This window comes from Lelliottia jeotgali (assembly GCF_016771845.1).
GTDB lineage: Bacteria > Pseudomonadota > Gammaproteobacteria > Enterobacterales > Enterobacteriaceae > Enterobacter > Enterobacter jeotgali.
In genome coordinates, this window is the sequence record NZ_JAENMQ010000001.1 from 914874 (window position 1) to 937070 (window position 22197).

19 protein-coding genes are annotated in these 22197 nt (G+C 53.5%); 1 reads left to right on the top strand and 18 read right to left on the bottom strand.

Going from position 1 to position 22197, the window contains the following annotated elements:
* Positions 1-96: 96 nt before the first annotated feature.
* The 15 genes from cpsG to JBO43_RS04475 form a co-directional block, all read right to left on the bottom strand.
* A complete protein-coding gene (cpsG, locus tag JBO43_RS04405) occupies positions 97-1467 on the bottom strand; it encodes a colanic acid biosynthesis phosphomannomutase CpsG (RefSeq protein WP_202673787.1) in 1371 nt (456 codons plus the stop codon).
* Positions 1468-1627: 160 nt separating this feature from the next.
* Positions 1628-3064, bottom strand: a complete 1437-nt coding sequence (gene cpsB / locus JBO43_RS04410) for a mannose-1-phosphate guanyltransferase (protein ID WP_095282592.1) — start codon at positions 3062-3064, stop codon at positions 1628-1630.
* A gap of 3 nt (positions 3065-3067) precedes the next feature.
* Positions 3068-4291, bottom strand: coding sequence for a colanic acid biosynthesis fucosyltransferase WcaI (wcaI, locus tag JBO43_RS04415; RefSeq protein ID WP_103949798.1), 1224 nt, complete (start codon positions 4289-4291; stop codon positions 3068-3070).
* Positions 4288-4767 (bottom strand): GDP-mannose mannosyl hydrolase, encoded by a 480-nt coding sequence (locus JBO43_RS04420; protein ID WP_202673788.1) that lies wholly within the window; start codon positions 4765-4767, stop codon positions 4288-4290. The genes wcaI and JBO43_RS04420 overlap by 4 nt, the downstream gene beginning before the upstream one ends.
* 2 nt (positions 4768-4769) lie before the next feature.
* Positions 4770-5735, bottom strand: coding sequence for a GDP-L-fucose synthase (fcl, locus tag JBO43_RS04425; protein WP_095282595.1), 966 nt, complete (start codon positions 5733-5735; stop codon positions 4770-4772).
* A 3-nt stretch (positions 5736-5738) separates the two neighbouring features.
* The gene (gene gmd, locus JBO43_RS04430) at positions 5739-6860 is read right to left on the bottom strand and encodes a GDP-mannose 4,6-dehydratase (protein ID WP_103946188.1); all 1122 of its coding nucleotides are present in this window, start codon (positions 6858-6860) and stop codon (positions 5739-5741) included.
* Positions 6861-6892: 32 nt separating this feature from the next.
* Positions 6893-7441, bottom strand: coding sequence for a colanic acid biosynthesis acetyltransferase WcaF (gene wcaF, locus JBO43_RS04435; protein ID WP_103949801.1), 549 nt, complete (start codon positions 7439-7441; stop codon positions 6893-6895).
* Positions 7442-7456: 15 nt separating this feature from the next.
* Positions 7457-8203 carry a colanic acid biosynthesis glycosyltransferase WcaE gene (gene wcaE, locus JBO43_RS04440; protein WP_103946189.1) on the bottom strand — a complete coding sequence of 249 codons (747 nt, stop codon included), beginning with the start codon at positions 8201-8203 and terminating at the stop codon, positions 7457-7459.
* 16 nt (positions 8204-8219) lie between these two features.
* Positions 8220-9440, bottom strand: a complete 1221-nt coding sequence (gene wcaD, locus JBO43_RS04445) for a colanic acid polymerase WcaD (RefSeq protein WP_202673789.1) — start codon at positions 9438-9440, stop codon at positions 8220-8222.
* Positions 9415-10632, bottom strand: a complete 1218-nt coding sequence (gene wcaC / locus JBO43_RS04450; RefSeq protein ID WP_095282600.1) for a colanic acid biosynthesis glycosyltransferase WcaC — start codon at positions 10630-10632, stop codon at positions 9415-9417. The genes wcaD and wcaC overlap by 26 nt, the downstream gene beginning before the upstream one ends.
* Complete coding sequence (gene wcaB / locus JBO43_RS04455) at positions 10629-11117, bottom strand: colanic acid biosynthesis acetyltransferase WcaB (protein ID WP_095284319.1); 489 nt, start codon at positions 11115-11117, stop codon at positions 10629-10631. Before wcaB ends, wcaC begins: the two co-directional genes overlap by 4 nt.
* Before the next feature lie 2 nt (positions 11118-11119).
* Complete coding sequence (gene wcaA / locus JBO43_RS04460) at positions 11120-11962, bottom strand: colanic acid biosynthesis glycosyltransferase WcaA (protein ID WP_202673790.1); 843 nt, start codon at positions 11960-11962, stop codon at positions 11120-11122.
* A 105-nt stretch (positions 11963-12067) separates the two neighbouring features.
* Entirely contained in the window at positions 12068-14230 is a 2163-nt protein-coding gene (wzc, locus tag JBO43_RS04465; RefSeq protein WP_095282602.1) for a tyrosine-protein kinase Wzc, read from the bottom strand.
* 2 nt (positions 14231-14232) lie between these two features.
* A complete protein-coding gene (gene wzb / locus JBO43_RS04470) occupies positions 14233-14676 on the bottom strand; it encodes a low molecular weight protein-tyrosine-phosphatase Wzb (protein WP_095282603.1) in 444 nt (147 codons plus the stop codon).
* 6 nt (positions 14677-14682) lie between these two features.
* The gene (locus JBO43_RS04475) at positions 14683-15822 is read right to left on the bottom strand and encodes a polysaccharide export protein (protein WP_095282604.1); all 1140 of its coding nucleotides are present in this window, start codon (positions 15820-15822) and stop codon (positions 14683-14685) included.
* 693 nt (positions 15823-16515) lie between these two features.
* Between JBO43_RS04475 and JBO43_RS04480 the strand changes: the two genes are divergently transcribed.
* Positions 16516-18099, top strand: a complete 1584-nt coding sequence (locus JBO43_RS04480; protein WP_202673791.1) for a TerC family protein — start codon at positions 16516-16518, stop codon at positions 18097-18099.
* Positions 18100-18722: 623 nt separating this feature from the next.
* On the opposite strand, the gene asmA is transcribed toward JBO43_RS04480, so the two are convergent.
* The 3 genes from asmA to udk form a co-directional block, all read right to left on the bottom strand.
* Positions 18723-20570 carry an outer membrane assembly protein AsmA gene (gene asmA / locus JBO43_RS04485; RefSeq protein ID WP_095282606.1) on the bottom strand — a complete coding sequence of 616 codons (1848 nt, stop codon included), beginning with the start codon at positions 20568-20570 and terminating at the stop codon, positions 18723-18725.
* 24 nt (positions 20571-20594) lie between these two features.
* Positions 20595-21176 carry a dCTP deaminase gene (gene dcd / locus JBO43_RS04490; RefSeq protein WP_095282607.1) on the bottom strand — a complete coding sequence of 194 codons (582 nt, stop codon included), beginning with the start codon at positions 21174-21176 and terminating at the stop codon, positions 20595-20597.
* 91 nt (positions 21177-21267) lie between these two features.
* Complete coding sequence (udk, locus tag JBO43_RS04495; protein ID WP_095282608.1) at positions 21268-21909, bottom strand: uridine kinase; 642 nt, start codon at positions 21907-21909, stop codon at positions 21268-21270.
* Positions 21910-22197 lie beyond the last annotated feature (288 nt).

Below are 22197 nucleotides of genomic sequence, written 5' to 3' on the forward strand. Positions count from 1 at the left end.
AAAGGGGAGAGGGGATCGCTCGGTGCGGTCTTTTCCCCCTCGCCCCTCTGGGGAGAGGACCGGGGTGAGGGGAATGTAGCGGGCGACGAAATGCCATTACGCCTTCAACAGCGCCAAAATATCCTGCGTTCGCGCCTCCATCAGCGGAACATCAGCGCGCGACTCCACGTTCAGGCGCACCACCGGCTCCGTATTCGACGAGCGCAAATTAAAGCGCCACTGCGGGAACGACATGCTGATCCCGTCCGTGCGGTCGATCTCCAGCGCGTGCAGCGCAAAATGTTGCTCCACGCGGGCGATAGACTCGGCGGGCAGTTCCAGCTTGCTGTTGATCTCGCCGCTCGCCGGGAACGCCGCCATGCGGTCGCGAACCAGTTCGCCCAGGGTTTGTCCTTTCAGGCACAGCAGTTCCGTCACCAGCAGCCACGGGATCATCCCGCTGTCGCAGTAGGCAAAATCGCGGAAGTAGTGATGGGCACTCATTTCGCCGCCGTAAATCGCGTCTTCTTCGCGCATCCGTTCTTTGATGAACGCGTGACCGGTTTTCGACATCACCGGCGTGCCGCCCGCCGCGCTCACTACGTCGACGGTGTTCCAGGAGAGGCGTGGATCGTGAATGATTTTCGCGCCCGGATTTTTTTCGAGGAAGGCTTCAGCCAGCAGGCCGACGATGTAATAGCCTTCGATAAACTGGCCGTTCTCATCGAACAGGAAGCAGCGGTCAAAGTCGCCGTCAAAGGCGATGCCCATGTCCGCGCCGTGCTCAATCACCGCATTGCGGGTATCGTCCCGGCACTCGGGCAGCAGCGGGTTAGGAATACCGTTCGGGAAGTTGCCGTCCGGGGTGTTGTGAACTTTCACGAACGTTACCGGCACGTTCAGGGCTTTAAAGCGCGCTTCGAGGGCATCCACCACCGGGCCAGCGGCGCCGTTACCGGAGTTGATCACCAGCTTCAGCGGCGTGATATTTGTGACGTTGATGTAGCCGAGCAGATGATCGATATAGTCTTTGCGCAGATCGATTTGTTTGTAGGTTCCGCGCGCGGCTTCGTTCACCGGCGGGAAATCGTTGGCTTCGGCCAGACGCTGTACGTCGCGCAGGCCGGTGTCGCCGCTGATTGGACGTGCGCCTTCACGCACCAGCTTCATGCCGTTGTAATCCATCGGGTTATGGCTGGCGGTGACTTCGATGCCGCCGTCTACACCGAGGTGGAAGGTGGCGAAATAGATCTCTTCGGTACCGGACAGGCCGATATCCAGCACATCCACACCCGCGTCCTGCAACCCTTTCGCCAGCGCCAGTTTTAGCGCTTCGCTTGTCAGGCGCACATCGCCGCCCAGTACGATAGTTTTCGGTTTCAGATATTCGCCGTACGCGCGACCAATGCGCCACGCGATGTCTTCATTCAACTCTTCGCCTAATTTGCCGCGAATATCGTAGGCTTTGAAACAGGTTAATTTATTCATGGTTTTACCCTTTTTCAGGCAACAGTCGGCCCTGACCCAAAATGGTCAAAATTGTCTTTGTCGTTATTTGCCGGATGGCGCTGCGCTTATCCGGCCTACAGGTCCGTGGTCTTTTGTAGGCCGGATAAGCAACGCGCATCCGGCGAACAACGCGCTCGGGCTAAACCCGTCCGTACCGGTCCTGGAAGCGGACAATGTCGTCCTCTTCCAGGTAGGAACCGGAGCGCACTTCGATCAGATCGAGAGGAATTTTCCCTGGGTTTTCCAGGCAATGGGTCGCACCGAGCGGGATATAGATAGATTCGTTTTCGCCGAGCAATTTGACGTCATCATCAATGGTGACTTTTGCCGTGCCTGCCACCACCACCCAGTGTTCGGCGCGATGATGGTGCATCTGCACGGATAGCCCCTCACCGGGTTTCACGGTGATGCGCTTGACCTGATAACGCTCGCCCGCATCGATGGAGTCATATTTGCCCCACGGACGGTACACTTCGCGGTGAATGTGATGCTCATGACGACCATCAGCTTTGATCTGCTCGACGACTTTTTTGACGTCCTGCACCGAGTTGCGATCGGCAATCAGCACCGCGTCTTTGGTCTGCACTACCACCAAATCTTTCACGCCCACGGTGGTCACCAGACCAGACTCCGCATAGATATAGCTGTTTTCGGTTTTATGGCTGATGACATCGCCATGATGGACGTTGCCTTCCGCCGTATGAGCGCTGATTTCCCACAGTGACGACCACGAGCCAACATCGCTCCAGCCCGCATCCATCGGTACCACTACCGCGTCCGCCGTGCGCTCCATCACCGCATAGTCCACTGACTCTTCCGGGCAGGCGAGGAATGACGCTTCGTCCACGCGGATAAAGTCGAGATCCGGGTCAACCACCGCCATCGCTTTTTCGCAGGCGCGAAGAATATCCGGGCGATACTTCTCCAGTTCCTCTAGATAACGCCCTGCGCGGAACAGGAACATGCCGCTGTTCCAGTAATATTCGCCGCTGGCGACGTAAGCCTGCGCCGTTTCCAGATTCGGTTTTTCGACAAACTGCGCCACGTTAAAGGCCACGCTGTCGCCTTCCCCGGTGGTCACATCGCCGCGACGAATGTAACCATATCCTGTTTCCGGCAGATCCGGCACGATGCCGAAGGTCACCAGTTTGCCGCTTTCGGCATACGGAATGGCAGCACGCACCGCGTCACGGAAGGCGTCTTCCTGCTGAATCACGTGGTCTGCAGCCAGCACCAACATCAGCGGGTCACAGTCCGGGCTGCTGCGCTGGGCGGCCAGTGCCGCCAGGGCAATCGCCGGCGCGGTATTGCGGCCAGCGGGTTCAAGAATGATGTTTTCGGTCAGCTTATTGAGCTGACGCAGCTGCTCGGCAACGATAAAACGGTGCTGCTCGTTGCAAATCACCACCGGGCTTTCGCACTCCACGCCGTTGAGACGCGAAACCGTGGTTTGCAGCATGGTGAGCTCCCCTTTCAGGCACAGGAACTGCTTGGGGTAAAGCACGCGAGACAGCGGCCACAGCCGACTACCAGAGCCACCCGCCATCACCACCGGGTACAATTTATTCTGACTCATGATTTATCCCCGTATATCTGCAATAAATTGGCTAAGCACGTTCTCTTTCTCGAGCGTGCGTTCGGCATATTCACGCGCCACCGTGTTCTCTTTCGGCATGGCGAGAGCCAGTTCAATCCCGGTCACCAGCGCATTGACCGATTCCGGTTCCACGCAAACGGCGATCCCCGGATAGCTTTCGCACAGCTGGCCTAACTCGGTTTCAGGCTCAGCGGTGATCACCGCGTTGCCGCCGACGGCCAAAATATTGGTCAGTTTGGACGGCAGAACCGCATCGGCTGCGCCGCGCTTTTGCACCACCAGATGACAATCACCCATCTTCAGCAACGCAGGCAGTGCCTCGTAAGACTGAAGCGGGAAAAATTTAACGTTCTTCAGGCCGCGTTCGCTGACCATTTTTTCAAGCCGGGCCTTACCGCCGCCCTGCCCGACAATCACAAACACCCACGGATGTTTATCAAGCTGCTGCGCGGCGTCGATAACGCTTTCCAGTCCCTGTTTTTCCCCGATGTTGCCGGAGTAAAGAATGATTTTTTGATCGACAGGTAAACCGAGCTGCGCACGTAATGCCAGCGCATCGCTCTGCGTCACGTCGCGAAAACGCGCCACTTCGGACCAGTTCGGGAAGAAGACAATTTTCTGCGCCGGAACGCCTTTCTCCTGCGCTTTATTCATCATCGAGCGCGAAATGGTCGAAACATAATCGACGTTATGCAGACCGCTGCGCTCAAAGGCGCTGGCCAGTTTCGCAACTTTTCCACCCTTGCCTTTCCCGGCCATACCTAAGCCGAGCATGGCGTCCACTTCATAATCCTGTATGTGCAGCAAGGTGCGGGCGCCACTGAGTTTGCCCAGCAGGCGCATACCTGGCGTACAAAACAGGGTTGGCACCACGCCGATAATGCGATCCGGCTTCCAGCGACGCTGCGCCATCAGCGGGAAGAAACTGCTCAGGGCAAAGCTTCCCAAATGCAGCAGGCGTTTCAGCGTCGAGGGTTGTTTTGGCACATACAGCGGGCAACGCCAGACGGTCGCGGCTCCCTGCTCGCGGCGATAGCGCCAGCTGGAATAACGCTCGCCGACCTTCCATTCCGGGTAGTAAGGCGGGGCCGTAATGACCCGCACCTCGTGGCCCTGACGGGCCATCCACTCCACCATCTCACCGGTGTACTTGCCGATACCGGTTAACTCCGGCGAATAGTTGATTCCGTACACCAAAATTTTCATATGCCTGGCACTCCGGCCTGACGATCAGCGAGGAAGTACGCGCGGCTGTTGTCGTGAACGTTGTCACTCGCCAGCAACGCGCCCTGTTCCAGCCAGCGGTAATCGTCGTGTTGAGAATCAGGCAGACGCAGGTCTGCCTCACTCACTTTCAGGCGAAAACCCAGCACCACGTAGTGAGTGCTGAAATCAGTGCCGGAGAAGTTATCGTCATAGAAGTGCTGCCATACTCCGTAAAACTGGCCTGCCGCCATCGGCAGACGCAGCCCCAGCTCCGCGAGAGTGAGACGCTCGAAAGCATTTTCTAAGGTCTCATCTTTCTGCACGCGTCCTCCCGGCACGAACCAAAACCCTTGCGCCGGGCGATTGGTGCGCTTGCCGAGAAGAAACTCGCCGCGTTCATTCTCCACGATTAAATCGATGGAAATCAGCGGAGTGGAACGTACTACCGTGGCAAAATCTTCCTGACTTAAAAACATAATTACCCCCGGAAGCGGTGCTGGTTTTCAAGGAACCACTGGTACGTACTGGCCAGTCCCTGTTCGAGCGACACTTCGTGATACCAGCCGAGCTGGTGCAGACGCGTCACGTCCAGCAATTTACGCGGTGTGCCATCGGGCTTAGTGGCGTCGAACACCACGCGTCCTTTGTAGCCCACCACCTGGGCGATGGTCTGCGCCAGTTCGCGAATGGTGCAATCAACGCCAGTACCAACGTTGATGTGCGACAGCATCGGCTGGGTGTTCTCAGCCCACACCTCGCGGTCCAGCTCCATCACGTGAATGCTGGCAGCCGCCATATCATCCACGTGCAGGAACTCGCGCATCGGCGTCCCGCTGCCCCACACCACCACATCCGGGGTGTTTTCCGCCGTCGCTTCGTGGAACCGACGCAGCAGCGCTGGGATCACATGCGAATTACTCGGGTGGAAGTTATCGTGCGGACCGTACAGATTGGTCGGCATCACCGAGCGATAGTCGCGGCCATACTGGCGGTTATAGGATTCGCACAGTTTGATCCCGGCAATTTTTGCAATCGCGTAGGGTTCGTTCGTCGCTTCCAGCGTTCCCTGTAACAGCTCGCTTTCGGCGATTGGCTGTTTGGCCAGCTTCGGGTAGATACAGGATGAGCCGAGGAACAGCAGCTTGTTCACGTTGTGCAGATGCGCGGCGTGAATGATGTTGCTCTCGATCATCATGTTCTCGTAGATGAAATCCGCCGGATAGCTGTTGTTGGCGACAATACCGCCCACTTTCGCTGCCGCCAGATACACCTGGTCAATACGTTCTTCGGCAAAAAACTGCTGCACCGCCTGGCCATCGAGCAGGTTGAGCTCGTCGCGGGTGCGGACAATCAGTTCAGCGTCGCCGCGCTGCTCCAGCTGACGAACAATGGCGGAACCCACCATTCCCCGATGACCGGCGACAAAAATACGTTGTTTGGTCATGACTCAGGACTCCAGCGCGATGGCAACCTCGTAGCCATGAGACTTGAGCAGAGAGTGCTTTTTCGCTGCTTCAAGATCGTTGGCAACCATTTCAGAGACCATTTCCTGCAGGGTGATTTCCGGTTTCCAGCCCAGTTTTTCGTGCGCTTTGGTCGGGTCGCCGAGCAGGGTTTCCACTTCCGCAGGACGGAAGTAACGCGGGTCAACCTGGACGATCACATCGCCTGGTTTCACGCCCGGCGCATCGTGACCAGTGACAGAAACCACCACGCCGCGCTCTTCTACGCCAGTGCCTTCAAAGCGCAGTTTGATACCAAGCTGTGCCGCCGCCATTTCAACGAACTGACGCACGGAGTACTGCACGCCGGTCGCAATCACGAAATCTTCCGGGTTATCCTGCTGCAACATCATCCACTGCATTTTCACGTAGTCTTTCGCATGACCCCAGTCACGCAGGGAATCCATGTTGCCGAGGTGCAGGCAAGATTCCAGGCCCTGAGCGATGTTGGCGATCGCGCGGGTGATTTTGCGAGTCACGAAGGTTTCGCCACGACGTGGGGATTCGTGGTTGAACAGAATGCCGTTACAGGCGTACATGCCGTAGGATTCGCGGTAGTTCACGGTGATCCAGTAGGCGTACAGTTTGGCGACCGCATACGGAGAGCGCGGGTAGAATGGCGTTGTCTCTTTCTGCGGGATTTCTTGTACCAGGCCGTACAGCTCAGAGGTGGACGCCTGGTAGAAACGGGTTTTCTTTTCCAGGCCGAGGAAGCGAATCGCTTCCAGCAGGCGCAGCGTACCCATGCCATCGACATCTGCGGTGTATTCCGGGGATTCGAAGGAGACCGCTACGTGGCTCATTGCGCCCAGGTTGTACACTTCATCCGGCTGCACTTCCTGCAGAATACGCGTCAGGTTGGAGCTGTCGGTCAGGTCGCCGTAGTGCAAATGGAATTTCGGGTTGGCGGCATGAGGATCCTGATAGATGTGGTCCACACGCTCGGTATTAAACGAAGAGGCGCGGCGTTTAATACCGTGAACTTCGTAACCTTTCTCCAGCAGGAATTCCGCCAGGTAAGAACCGTCCTGACCGGTAACGCCAGTGATGAGAGCGACTTTAGACATGTTTATATTCCTCTGTACTTATCAATCAGAAATTATTCAGTTTCAACGCGTTCGCGTATCACCACTGCGGGGTTGCCACGGCAAATCTTATTTGCCGGTAGCGATTTAAAAACGCTGCTGCGGGCACCAATGACCGTGCCATCGCCAACAGAAACACCAGGTGCGACAAAAACATCTGTCGCCAGCCAGCATTTTTCGCCGATCACAATTGGCGTGGCATTAATATCAAAATGCTGACTCATAAAATCATGGCTCCCGGTGCACAAATAACACTTCTGCGACACCACGGAATTTGCGCCAATCGTTATCTCACCAAGGGTATATAACACCGCGTCATCACCTACCCAGGCGTAATCACCGAGGGTTAATTTCCAGGGATAGGTAATTTTCACTGACGGGCGAATAACCACATTTTTACCAATTTTCGCGCCAAATAAACGCAACAAAAAAGCTCGCCAGCGATACAACACCTGCGGAGACCAGGCAAATAATGTTGCTTGCACGGCCCACCAGAGCTGCACCTTAATTCCATTACCACCGCGAAAACCTTTCGGGACGGTAAAACCACTGAGATCCTGCATCACCTTTCCTTATACCTACGCTTTGTTATATAAGGCTTTCGTTTTGCCTGTCGTTCTCAGACGTAATAAATAGGACAATTCCGCCCAGAAGCCCGGCACGCGTAATATATTGCGCTGCACTTTTTTGGCATCCTGACATAATTCCAGATTATTCGAGGTTGACACTCCGCCCATTGAGAATTCCGACACCAGCCCTTTTATGCGGCGGAACGGATATCCAGATTTATACAAACTGGCGGCCAACGCATAATCTGATGACACTTTATATTGCAAGTCATACGGCTGTTTTTTCAGACCGGCAGTCGGGAAGAAAATCGCCTGATGGCTGGCCGGTAAACTGTGGTAGATATACCAGCCGCTTTTAGCGCTACGCCGAATTTTATTGCCATCACCGAAGTCCAGCAGCGCATCACCGATAAACATCGCGTCCTCTTTCTGACGCGACAGCTGGCGGGCAAACAGCGCCACATCTTCATGGAAAACATCACCCGAATTGAGGAAGATTGCATAGCGCCCTTGCGCCATCTCGATGCCTTTATTCATCGCATCGTAAATGCCGTTATCTTTCTCGCTGATGTAACGTAAGTTGAACTCACCGTTGAGTTTTTCCAGAAACTCCGCCGTGCCATCGTTCGAACCGCCGTCCACCACTACCCATTCAAAGGTGATGCTCGGATCGCGTGCCAGATTGCGCAGCGAGCGCCAGGTTTTTACGACCCCTTCGTGGTTGCGAAAGGCGACAGTAATGACGCTAAGAAACATAAACCACCTCGTTTCGTCATACGTTCGTAATATTGAGCGCTTTACGCAAAATAAACGGACAGACAATTAAGAATGCATATTCCGGGCTAAATATTGACCCAGTAAAGAACAGCGACACTGGTGTAAAAAGATAAAGCTGAACACGAAAATTCTGATTATCACCAAATGCGTTAATCATCATTTTAAACACTTTAAACAGGTACCAGAGCGTTAACAGCACGGCGAACCAGGAAAAGTAAATAATTAACAGATACAGACCATTGTCTATGGTTTTACCGACATCCGCACCGTTAAAGATTCCGAATGATGCAACATATTCGTAAAGTGAGCCAAATCTGACTACACCATCAATATGGGTTAACGAATACCCAACCATCACCAGCGGACCGATAATGCGATAATAGGACGATGAACCTTCCGTACCTAAATCCCCCAGACGCGTCGAGATGTAGGGAAATGCAAAAATAATACCCACTAAAAATACGGTTAGCGAAATTATTGCTAACGGTAGTTTTTTCTTAATCGCGTCTTTATTGAGATACTGAAAGGCCCATTCAAGCAGGTAAAACAAGATAAATGTCATTACCCCAGAGAAGGAACCTGACAGAACAATCCCTGCAAGAATCATAGCATCGGTCTTGGGCGTTTTGATACCAAACTGTTTGATGCTGAGCCAAATTGAGATTAGTGCCAGAGCAAAAAATGCCGGTTCGAAATAGAGCGCAGTGGTTCGCTTGCCACCAAACTTAATGAAGTTCATGACATAGCTATTACTGTAAATGAGATATTTCGAAATAATCTCCATCAGACTGCTGCCGCCGGTCAAAATAATTTGCGCCATTTCCAGTGCAGCAAGCACAACAATGAACGCCACGGCAATATAAAAGAACCTGAGGATCTTCCGATAATTGTGCGGGGAAATTGTTTTAAAGCGAATACTCCAGACCATACCAATAATAATCACGATATAGACAAAGAGCATGGTGGAGGTCACGTACTTACTGGCATCCAGCGACTGACCAAAGATGTAGTTAAATGCCGTTAAACCAAAACCCAGCCCCAGGGCAATCATCAGCTTCTTAACGCTAATCTTCTCGACGTACAGCAGCAGCAAGAGCGGCAAGAAGGTGACAATGGTTATCGGGAAGCTTTCACCCAGTTGGGCTATTTTGACGTTGACCAGCAGATAGATGAGCGGTAACAGCAGATAACTACAGATTCTGATAGAACGAGACATACTCCTCCAGCATCTGTTGGCCGCTGTACGCCTTACGGCTGCGGTTGCGGAACGATTCCAGGCTGGTGTTAAAAACTGCCTGGGCAATCTCGGCTTTTGGTCGTTGCACCAGCGGCAGCACCTCATGCTCGCTGAAGGTTTTCCCGCCCGATTTTTCCAGCACTTCGCGCGCGGCGTCGCTGTGGGTGGCGATGACAGGTACACCAATCGACAGCGCTTCACACAAAATCAGCGGATAGTTATCCACGCGTGAACTGAACACCAGAGCGTCCATCCCGTTCAGGGCACTCATTAGCTTGCGCTTATCGGTTTCAAAGCCGTGGTTGGTGACGTTCGGACCCTCGAATGGTGAGAATTTGCCGAAGGTGTGCAGCTCGATTTTGTCGCCGAGCGCCATCATGTCGCGCACCAGCTGTTGATTGGTTTTACCGTCGTAGCGCAGGTCATGAGCAACCACCGCGATTTTCGGCTTGCCCGGCGTGACGGCAACCGGCGTCAGTTCCGCCAGAATTTCTTCCGTCGCGACATCGATACCGTTATTAATAATTTTGCAGCGCCCAGGTCCATACAGACTGTTGAACGCGTCAGCAACATGCTGACTCGGAGAGATAAACTGGCAGCCGAGCGCCAGCATGTCGCGGAACAGCCGACGTTTATCGCCGACCAGCTGATGCGCGCGATCCACTTTGACCGGTGGATAGTTGGCAAGCGTCGGGCATTTCTGGCAGTTCGTTTTCCAGCCTTCGCAACCGTCGGTGAAGGCACAGCGCCCGGTGACGCTCCAGTGATCGTGCAGCGTCCAGACAAAGGTGGTATCCGGTTTATGCGCCTGCACGTTTTCACAGAACGCGACCACCTCTTCCAGTTTCAGCCAGTAGCTATGAAGGACGTGGAAATGGAGAACCACCGGTCCGGTGGTACGCGTCACGGTGCGGTACAGGTTATTCAGATTGCCAAACAGATCGCGGTTGAACAGACGAAACAGCGCGATGTTGGCAATAGAGGTCAGACGCGGCGTCTGTTTCAGCACGTGCGGATAGTTATCGTGGCTGACACTTTTTTTGCCGCCCTTGCCGTAGCCATACACAAAGCGGGACTGTAACCCTTTTTGCAGCGCGCGCTGATGCAGATCCAGAGCCACGCCAGCCGCCCCGCCTTCTGCGAGGCGAACGTTAAATTGCAGAATATTCATTTGATGACCTTCACACGGGCTTTTTCACCGACCACCAGGGCGTTATCCGGAATGCTGTCCAGTACCACGCTGCCTGCGCCAATTGTGACGTTGTTGCCGACGGTAATATCGCCAATCATCACCACGTTAGCGCCGAGTTCAACGTTGTTGCCAATCACCGGGCAGGCCAGGCTTTCCGGGCCACGATTGCCGATAGTGACGGCGTGCCGAATGGTGAAATCATCACCTGCGACGACGAACTTATTGATAACAACGGCGTAGCCGTGGTGAATGGTGAAACGGCGTCCGATAGTCGCGGCGGCCTGGATTTCATAGCCAAACAGGCATTCGGTGATGATGCGGTACAGCACCAGAACCGGTGCGGCCCATAAATTGTTGAGCACATTTTTTTTGCGCCACACAGAGCAAAAATGTGCGATGCGGTACGCAATAACCATGCAACATGGACGCAGGCTCCAGCCGTTGGCACGGCAATCTTCCAGAATCATTATTTCCCCCGAAGACCGTCGGCCAAACGCTTGGAATTACGCACGGAAAACAGCGTCAGCAGCGTGCGCCAGTTCATGCGTTTATTGCGGATCTGATACAGAGTAAACAGCTGATACTTCCGGCTGGCACGGTCGAATTTGTCTTTGTGCTTGCGGTAAAAATGGAAGTAGCCGGAGAATTTTTTCGGCGATGAGGTGATCTGCATTTCGCCGTGATTGATGTGCAAAATCTGCGTGGCGTCGTCCACTTTCCACGGTTCGCCGTACTCCATCACCATGCGCAGGAAAATGTCGTAATCCTGTGCGGCTTTCAGTTCGGTATCGAATAAACACTCTTTGAAGCGCCACGCCCAGGTAAAGACCTGATTACCGATGATATTGCGTTTGTAAAACAGGCGGCGCGAATACGGCGATTTCGGATACAGCGGCAGGCTGGCGGGTTGCGAATACACTTCGCCCTGGCAGACATAATCATTGGCGTATAAAAAAGCATGTGTCACCAGCTGATGTTTGTGCGACAGGAAAATCGACAGACGGTTTGGCGTCCATTCGTCGTCATCGTCGATACCGGTCAGGAACTCCCCTTTCGCCTGCATAATGGCCTGATTGCGCACCGCGCAGGCCCCGGAATTGATATCGTTATGGGTGTACATCACGCGCGGGTCGTTCAGTTCGGTGACAAATTTTTGCAGCTGCTCATAAGACGACGAGCAATCATCGACGACGATCAATTCCCAGTGGTCGTAGTCCTGACGTAAGACCGATTTAATCGCGCGGATCGCCAGCTGCTGGCGATTCCAGGTAGGCATATAGATGGAGATCAAAGGGCGTGATGTTGTCATTTTATTCCCCGAATGGCTTGTTGCCCTCACCCCTGCCCTCTCCCGAAGGATGAGGGGTTTTAGTTCCCTCTCCTTTCGGGAAAGGGTTAGGGTGAGGGGAAACGATTATTTACTGTCAGACTTATATTCGTACTCGTAGTACCCGTAATCCTGGTACCCGGTCGCGCGACGGAATATGGAGTTCAGAATCACCCCTTTCACCTCAATGCCGTTCTGTTCGAAGCGGCTGAGGCTGGTTTCCACTTCCTTCAGGGTATTGACCGCATAACGCGCCACCATCAGGGTCGTACCGGCATGGCGGCCCACCACTGCGGCATCGGTTACAGCCAGAATTGGCGGAGTATCGATCAGCACCAGGTCATAGTTTTCGCTTGCCCATTTCACCAGCTGGGTGAAACGCTCGCTCATCAGCAGTTCAGATGGATTGGGCGGCACCTGACCACGCGGCACGAGGTCAAAGTTGGTGATTGACGTCGGCTTGGCACTTTGGCTGATTTCGCCTTTACCGAGCAGAATTTCCGACAGGCCGTTGACGTTATTGGTACCGAGCAGCTCGTGGGTGTATCCCTTACGCATATCGCAGTCGATCAGCAGCACGCGTTTGTTGGTCTGGCTAATCACCGCCGCGAGGTTGGCGCAGACGAAGGTTTTACCAATCGACGGACTGACCCCGGTCAGCATCAGGACGTTGTTTTTCGCCTGCATCATGGCGAAGTGCAGGCTGGTACGCAGGCTACGCACCGCTTCAATCGCCAGATCCGTCGGGTTCCCCACCGCCAGCAGCTGGCTCTGTTTGTAGCGTTTAATCCCTTTAACCGTTTTGACGCTATCGCGCGATTTTTGCCATTCCGACAGCGGAATACTGGCGTAAACGCTGATGCCATTTTCCTCAAGCACCTGCGGGCTTTCGATACCGCGATTGAGCAGAGAGCGCAGCAACACACCCACGATGGAGAGCATCAGACCGAGGATCATGCTGCCCAGAATAATCAGCGCTTTCTTCGGTTTCAGCACGCCCGGCTGGGTGATCGCCGGGTCAACGATACGCACGTCGCCGACGGTGCTGGCTTCAGTGATTTTCAGCTCTTGCTGCTTGTTCAGCAGCTGCATATACACCTGCTGGCCGGATTCCACATCGCGCGTCAGACGCACAATTTCCTGCTGGGTTTTCGGCATCGCGGTCACGCGGTTGTTGAGTTTGGTTTTCTCATCTTCCAGCGCCTGACGTTTTTCCAGCAGCGTACGGTAGGCCGGGTGGACCTTGGTATAAAGCTTGGAAATTTCCGCTTCTTTGAACGTCAGTTCGTTCAGCTGTGCATCGATGTTGACCATCGAATCGAGCACCGATTTGGCTTCGAGCGGCAGATCGACAGAGTCTTTCTGTTGGCGATAGGCGTTCAGTTTGTTTTCGGCATCATCCAGACGTGTGCGCACTTCCGGCAGCTGTTTGGCCAGGAAGGCCAGGCTTTTCGCCGCCTCTTCTGACTTACGCTCGACGTTTTGCTCAAGGTAGTTGCGCGTAATGCTGTTCAGCACGTTGCGGATCATATCCTTATCTTCACCGGTAAAGGTCAGGCTCAAAACGCCCGTATCTTTGCCGTTTTCGGTGACGGTAAGGTTATTTTGCAGGTTGTTGATCATCCCCAGCATCGAGAATTTGCTGACCGTAAACTCGCCGCCGTCGGCAGCCTGAATATCGCTTACCATCATGGTGACGCCGTTTTTAGTCAGCATCTGTCCCACTTCGCCGCGTGCGCTAAAACCCGCATCGCTTTTGAGCTCATACTGTTTCGGCCCGAGCACGGTGAGGGTGAAAACATCTTTCGCCGTGCCTTTAGGCAAGGTAAAGGTGGTGACTTTCACAGTGTCGTTTTGACGGCCCATCAGGCGGTCCCAGCCTGCACCAAACACCGGGAAGGTATTTTTGGTGACGGCGATATCCAGGTCGAGATCGTCAACAGTTTTGCCCAGCACCATACGTGACTGGATTAGCTGGATTTCTGCATCGGATGCCGGTGGCTTATTGGCCAGCGCCGAGCCGATATCCTGCACCAGCGAGTTACCGGAGTTTTGCTCGATTTGCACCAGCGCATCAGCGCTGTAGATAGGCGTAGCGAACAGGGTATAAATCACGGCAGCCAGCGCGAATACCGCAGTAATACCCAGCACCCACCAGCGCGCCTCGATAATCGTCCCGACCAGACGACCAATATCAATTTCATCACTGCCCGAAATCGGGGCGGCAGACGGTTTTGTTTTTTCTGTCATTGTTATCCCTGCTGAACGTTCAGTGCCTGCGCCCACTGTTGGGCAGACTGGTCTAGTAAGGTATAAACCGCCTCAAATGCCTCTCGGCTCTTGCGATACGGATCGGGAATTTCGCGCTCACTGTCCCAGTGACCAAACAGCATCACTTTCCCGCGCATCTCTGGCGCTATCTCGCACAAGGCGTTGATGTGACGTTTTTCCATCGCCAGGATCAGGTCGTATTCCCGGCATAAGCGGCCAGAAACCTGGCGGGCGAAATGCCCGTCCAGAGAGAGGTTGTGTTCCTTTGCCACGCTCGTTGCGCGTTCATCAGCCCCTTTACCCACCAGCGCTCCCAGCCCTGCGGAGTCCACTACCAGATCGGGCTGATAATGACGAAGCAACCTTTCAGCCGTCGGGGAACGACAAATGTTCCCCACGCATACCACCAGAATTTTGTTAAACATCGCGGATTACCAGGTATGAATGTCGCGCGCCGTGTCCGTCATGTAGCGAACGCCACTGATGGTTGGCAGCAACTGGTTGATCAGACGGTTCCAGCGAGTGACTGGCGCGGTAGTGACATACACCACATCGTATGGCTGGAGGCGGAATTCGGTCGCCATCACCAGGGAGGTCGCATCGGACATATCCAGCTGGTAGATGTTGGCAATCTTGCCTTTCGCACTGCCCTCACCTTTCAGCGGACGAATCACGAAGATGCCGCTGGCGTTGGAGGATGTCAGATCCAGGCCTTCTGCATTACCCAGCGCTTCGGTCAGGGTCATGCCGCTGAAGTCCATTTTGAGGGTGCTCTGTTTTTTCACTTCGCCCATCACGAACACTTTGAGATCGTCGTTACGCGGAACAAACAGAATGTCGCCCGGATAAAGCAGACGGTTTTGGCTCAAATCACCGTTTTGCATCAACGCCTGGAGCGAAATGCGCTCCTCTTTGCCGTTGTGCGTCAGCACCACATTGCGCCAGTCGGCGGCATCCGTTAAGCCGCCCGCGGTGTTAATCGCGTCGAGAACAGTCAGCGGAACGTTGGTGATGGCCTGCTGGCCGGATTTGTTCACTTGGCCCGAAACATAGGCTTTCTGCGAGCGGAATGCGGCGATATTCACGTCCACCTGCGGATCGGCGATGTACGTCGCTAAGCGGCTGGTAACATCGCTACGAATTTCTGCGAGGGTTTTACCCACCACGTGGACTTTGCCGATGTAGGGATAGAACATCGTGCCGTCAGGCTGTACCCAGTTACCGGTGTCGCTGGAGCTACGGTATTGTCCGGCTGGCGTCGTCAATTCAGGGTGATCCCAGACAGTCACGCTAACCACATCGCCTGGCCCAACGCGGTACTGATAAGAGGCGATTTCCTGGTCCAGAGACATATTTGGCTGGGCGACATTGGGACGCGGGCGTAATTGTTCGACGAGGCGTGGAGTGAGTGGATAAACATTCACCATTTTGTCGAGATCAAAATCGGCGTCCTGTTGTTTGACCACATCCTTGCCCATCGTTGACATATTGCTGCCGGGTAAGACCGTACAACCACTCATCAAGGTCACAGACACCAATAATGGCATCAATTTCATTTTGGATTTCATCATTGATTATTTATCACTTTGGTAGAGTAATTATCCTGTGCAATTTAAATAAGCGCGGGTTGTTTGGACATTTAGATTGCAGTTAATCGAAAAGAAATATAACTGGCATCAGTCCTAAAAAAAGCTTATTCATCCATTGGCTATTGACAGAATAATCGAGGCTGATTCACACGCTTTCAGGCACGCTACCGCCCTTGGCTTTCAGTTACCAATATACTGACAAAACAATGCATTATGGATAGACACCCTCTTAAATCAGATTCTTCAGGATAAATGTTTCGAGCATTTTCAATGCCTGAGCAGTAATGAATTACCGTCCTGAAGACCGATACAAAAATAGCAGCAAGAAGATTTTGCATTTGATGCAGGAGAATTGTTGCAGCTAACCTAATAGCAGGCAAGGAGACAACTGTCCGAATATTGGTTTTTAAGAATAATATTAAGCGCAAAGTTTTGCAGTTTTAGGAATATCTTTATATTGACAATTAATATAATTAAAACACCTGCTACGATATTTCCTAATTATTGGGGGGAATGGATGTTTTCACTTCCATATACAAATATCAGGGTTAATGCCGATGGCTATTTAGCACATCATGATTAAGAGAAATCTCAGGAGAGCATTGCAATTTCCGCGTGCTTTATCCATGATCGAAGTGTGACAAATGTCATATAACTGAAGGTACTGCTATTACTATGGAATGGATTGCCGATCCATCAATCTGGGCCGGGCTGGTGACGCTTGTCGTCATCGAATTAGTCCTCGGTATCGATAATCTGGTCTTTATTGCCATTCTTGCCGAAAAACTGCCCCCGGCGCAGCGCGATCGTGCGCGCGTAACCGGTTTGCTGTTGGCAATGGTGATGCGTTTGCTGCTGCTGGCCTCGATCTCCTGGCTGGTCACGCTGACCACCCCTATCTTCACGTTCCACGATCTGAGCTTTAGCGCGCGTGATGTGATCATGCTGTTCGGCGGGTTGTTCCTGTTGTTCAAGGCCACGGTTGAGCTGAATGAGCGGCTCGAAGGCAAGGACAGTGAACACACCACGCAGCGCCGTGGGGCAAAATTCTGGCCGGTAGTCGCGCAAATCGTGGTGCTGGACGCCGTCTTCTCCCTCGACTCGGTGATTACCGCCGTGGGTATGGTCGACCATCTGGCCGTCATGATGGCTGCGGTGATTATTGCTATCACCCTGATGGTGATGGCGAGCAAGGCCCTGACGCGCTTCGTTAATAGCCACCCGACGATTGTGATTTTGTGTCTGAGCTTCCTGCTGATGATCGGCTTTAGCCTGGTCGCAGACGGCTTTGGCTTCCATATTCCGAAAGGCTATCTGTACGCGGCGATTGGTTTCTCGGTGATTATTGAATCCCTGAATCAGTTGGCGATTTTCAACCGCCGCCGTTTTCTCTCTGCCAATCAGACCTTGCGTCAGCGTACGGCAGAAACGGTTCTGCGCTTATTGAGCGGCAAAAAAGAGGACGCCGAGCTGGATGCAGAATCAGCCTCACTGCTTGCCGACCACGATGATAGCCAGATATTTAACCCGCAGGAGCGGCGGATGATTGAGCGTGTGCTTAATCTTAATCAGCGCTCGGTTAGCAGCATTATGACATCGCGCCACGATATCGAGCATATCGACCTGAACTCTCCTGAAGCGCAGATCCGCGCCCTGCTGGATAAAAACCAGCACACCCGCGTGGTCGTCACCGGCGGTGAAGAAGAGGAAGATTTGCTCGGCGTGGTGCATGTCATCGACCTGTTACAGCAATCGTTGCGCGGTGAGCCGCTGGATTTACGCGCGCTGATCCGCCAGCCGCTGGTGTTCCCGGAAACTCTGCCTCTGCTCTCCGCACTCGAACAGTTCCGCAATGCGCGCACCCACTTTGCCTTCGTGGTGGATGAGTTTGGTTCCGTGGAAGGGCTGGTGACGCTGAGCGATGTGATGGAGACCATCGCCGGGAATTTGCCTAATGAAGTGGATGAGATCGACGCTCGTCACGACATCCAGAAAAATGCTGATGGTTCATGGACTGCCAACGGCCATATGCCGCTGGAAGATCTGGTTCAGTATGTTCCGCTGCCGCTGGATGAGAAGCGTGAATACCACACCATCGCGGGTTTATTGATGGAATACTTACAGCGTATTCCGCAGCCGGGCGAAGAGGTTCAGGTGGGGGATTATGTGCTGAAGACGTTGCAAGTAGAGAGCCATCGCGTACAGAAGGTGCAGTTGATTCCGCTGCGCGGGGAAGATGATTTGGATTTTGAGGTGTGATTTGTTGCTCAGGCTTTCTGTAGCGGTAGTGGAATCGTTCCGTTCACTCTTAGTTCGCTGCTTTTTGTCTGTTTCTCTGCGGTGAACGTGTTAAGGGGGCTATCGCCGCCCCCTTAACAATCCCGGCTCCCGGCAATGAAAATCGCCGCTTCGCGGTGCCCTCAGCTTATTCCTTCAGACTTTCGGGTCGGGCGCGATCCTGCATCCATGCAGGTCGCACCCTCTCCGCGCATCCCTGCGCGTCGCCCCGGCCTTACGGAAACGCTTCGGCGATTTTCTGCCGGACTCACGATCCCTCAGCCTTCACAACTGTTTGAATGTGGCACCGGTGTTGGGTCCCCGCAGAAATCGGCGAACCGGAGGCCGGATGACAAGGGCTGGACGCCAGGGATGGCGGCCAGAGGCGAAACGCGACAGGGACGTCGAGTCGAGCCGACCGCAGGCAGCAGGCCGGGAGGTGAGCGCAGTGCAAAGCACCGATTTCCTTAAGGGGCGCGGGGATTGATAAGGGGGCCGCGCAGCCCCCTTATCACGTTCACTGTTTATTGGGTAATTATATTCTGCTGAACATGAGGTGAACGGAACAACCTCAGATGCTTAAATTTTCAGCAATGCGTCTCAGATCAAAGCTTATCCAACAGCTTCTTCACATCTTTACTGTCCTGCGAATCTTTGTTCTTGTCCGCCCACTCGTTCAGACGGCGTTTCGCTTCATCCTGCAGATGTTTACGCAGAATTTGGTCAACCTGCAGGCTATAATTCAGCTCCTGCCATTTACCGTAGACGTTGAGTGGAATCGGCGTTTCTTTCAGGGCCTCGATCAACGGCCCGTCACCTTTCCATCCAGACAGCACGCGAATATTAAAGCGGGTATCCGTCGTCTCTTTTACCAGGTCCATTGTACCTTTGCCGGAAAGAACCAGCAGCGAGGATTGCCCCTGCATATCATCAAGGCTGAGCTGACCATTATCCAGGGTCATATCGGTTGTAAAGTTGTCGAGTCGGGTCGCACTTTCAAAGTTCTCTTGCGCTTTGACATTGCTGCTGCGCTCCACGGCCTGCTGTACAAGCTGCTGGAAATTGAGACCTTCCATACGGCTGTTGGTCAGGTCGACATGGGCCTGCCCCTGCCAGCTACGGCGAAATGCATCGGCGTCAATTTTATCGCCGGAGAAATCGCCCGCCATCGTCAAGTTACCGGTTAGCGCGATCGGATAATTGAATGCCTGCAGAATGGTACCGATCTCGATGTTCTCAAGACGCGGCTGGAACTCCGCCTTGGCCATATCTTTGCGAACATCCAGCAGTCCAGGCAGAGAGATATGCCCCGCCCCCATCTGACCGCTGAGCTCGGAAATCACCAGCAATCCGTTATGGTTCAACATCTGACTGCTGACGTTAGTGAAATCGATTCCCCGCCAGCGCACCGTGTTGGCTTTGAGCAGAATATCCGCAGTGAAGCTGCGTAACCCGTTGTAATCTGGCGCTTCATCGCTCGATGCAATCACTGGGCGCGTCTGTTTTGGTGGCGTGGCCCCCAGTTGAGTATCACTCTCTGCCGTTGTCACCGGTTGCGGTGGCAGCAGAGTCTCCAGATTGAGCTTGTCAAACTGCAGATCGAACACCCATTTCGGCTGTTCGCCCAGCAGTACGCTGGCACGCCCTTTCAGGGAGCTGTCATTCGCTTGAAGGTTAAGGTTATTCAGTTCCAGCTGCTTTTGTTCTTCACGCCACAACGCCTGTAACGATCCCTGTCCGGTGATGCCCTGCGCCGGAAGATCGGCACCTGACAACTGCCAGTTCAGCTGTTGGATGTCTGCGGTAAGTTGGTGCGGATAATCAGAGGCGTTCAGGTTTGCATTCAGCGACAAAGTCATGTCACGTTGATTGCGATTAATGCGTCCCGAGAAATCAAGCGTCGCCAGATGGTGCTGGTCCTGCTCCATCTTGAGATTGATATTACGCACGGTGACCTGATCTTCATCTTCGTGCTGGAAGACCAACACGCTATCAACGACTTTCAGGCTGGCAATATCAAACGACCACCCGGCGTCTTCGGCGACGTCAGGCAGTGAATTTGCGCGCGGCGCAACAGGTGCATCCGGTTTACGCACGGCTTCAGACTGCGGCGTGAGCTGAATAACAGCGCCCTTGAGCATCACCTGATTCACCTGCAACTGATGGGAAATCAGCGGCATCAGGGCCACATCCAGACGCATGTTGTCAGCAGAAACCAGCGGTGCCGACGCACCGGGTGCTGTCAATGACATGCGACCGGAAAGAATGCTGAGCTGCGGCCAGACATGCCAGCGCAGTGGCCCATCCAGCTTCAGTTCATACCCGCTTCGTGCTTCGACCTGCCGCACCATATAGGCACGGAAATCATTGGGGTTCACCAGCAGAACCAACGCTGAAAGGCCAGCAACCAGCACCACCAGCAAAATCATCAGCGTTGTCAGAACTCTTCTCATGGCATCCTCGGTGAAGCCTAAAAATCAGTCTTTATCAATACGACTGGCAACCGCACCCTGCTGGTCGCGATATTTCGCATCCTGGCGGCGATTGTAAGGGCGATCGGCCGGGCCGGTAAGCGGCTCGAAGCTCAACGCACCAATCATCATACCAGGGCGTAAAGCCAGCGGCAGTTTTCCGGCGTTGAAGAACTCCAGCACGATGCGGCCAGACCAGCCGGGATCGATACGGTGCGCCGTCACGTGGACCATCAGCCCCAGGCGCGCCAGAGAAGAACGGCCATCCAGCCAGCCGACTAAATCGGCAGGTAAAGTGACAGATTCAAATGTCACCGCCAGCGCCAGTTCGCCCGGATGCAAATAGAACGCCTCGCCTTCAGCCAGCACGATTTCATCACTCATCACACGATCAAGTGCAGCACTGACTTCGTCTTTCGGCCCGCTCAAATCAATAAAGGGAGCGACGTGGCCGCTAAATGTGCGGAATTTATTGCCCAGACGCACGTCAACGGTGACACCGTTAATGCGCTCCACTGGCGGACGCGGGGTGATAGACAGACGCCCTTCATCCAGCCAGGCTTCTATATCTCGGTCACAAAGACGCATGACACTTTCTCCTTTCGTGCATCAAACCCCGAAGCCGCAATGGCTTCAGGGCAAACCCGGTTATCTTTGAACGGTACACAATTCGCGCGAATTATTCAAAAAACTGGCTGATTTTCGCTTTCAGGATATCGATAGCAATGCGGTTTTTACCCCCGCGCGGCACGATGATATCGGCGTACTGTTTTGACGGTTCGATAAACTGCAGGAACATCGGACGCACGGTTTTCTGATATTGCGCCATCACGGAGTCCATTGAGCGACCACGTTCGTTGACGTCACGCTTGATACGACGCATCAGGCAGATATCCAGTGGCGTATCGACGAAGATCGAGAAGTTCATCGCTTCACGCAAACGCGCGTCGGTCAGCAGCAGAATGCCTTCCAGAATGATGACCTTTTTCGGCTCAATGTGAATCGTTTCTTGCGTACGGGTGTGATCGACATAGCTATAGACCGGCAGATCGATAGGCGTGCCGTTTTTGATCATTTGCAAATGCTGGAACAGCAGGCTGTGATCCATGGCATTGGGATGGTCGTAATTCGTTTTTACGCGTTCTTCCATCGACAGATGGGATTGATCTTTATAGTAGCTGTCTTCGGGAATGACGCCGATGTGCTCATCACCAACTTGTTCACGCAGTTCGCGATAAAGCGTACTGGCAATAAGACTTTTACCTGAAGCCGATGCGCCGGCGATGCCTATGATGACGCACTGATGAGACTTATCAGTCATAAATTTAGCGACCTGATTAACCTGGATGTAAAGGAAGGACGACGCCTGAGCGTCAAACGCGGCAATTATAGGGATTTCGTGTGTCTGATACTAGTCGAAAGCGCAGGTAATGCGAGAGTCATTCCAAATACATGTTTTCGCCCTGACCCAAATTTTAACGCTCAAATTTACAGCGTTAATCATGAATTTTATGCAGACTAAGTGTTTAATAACTCTATGATGACAAATTATGAGCAGTCGGCATATGAATTGTAAATTGTTTGTACTAGCATAATCCAAATTAAAATT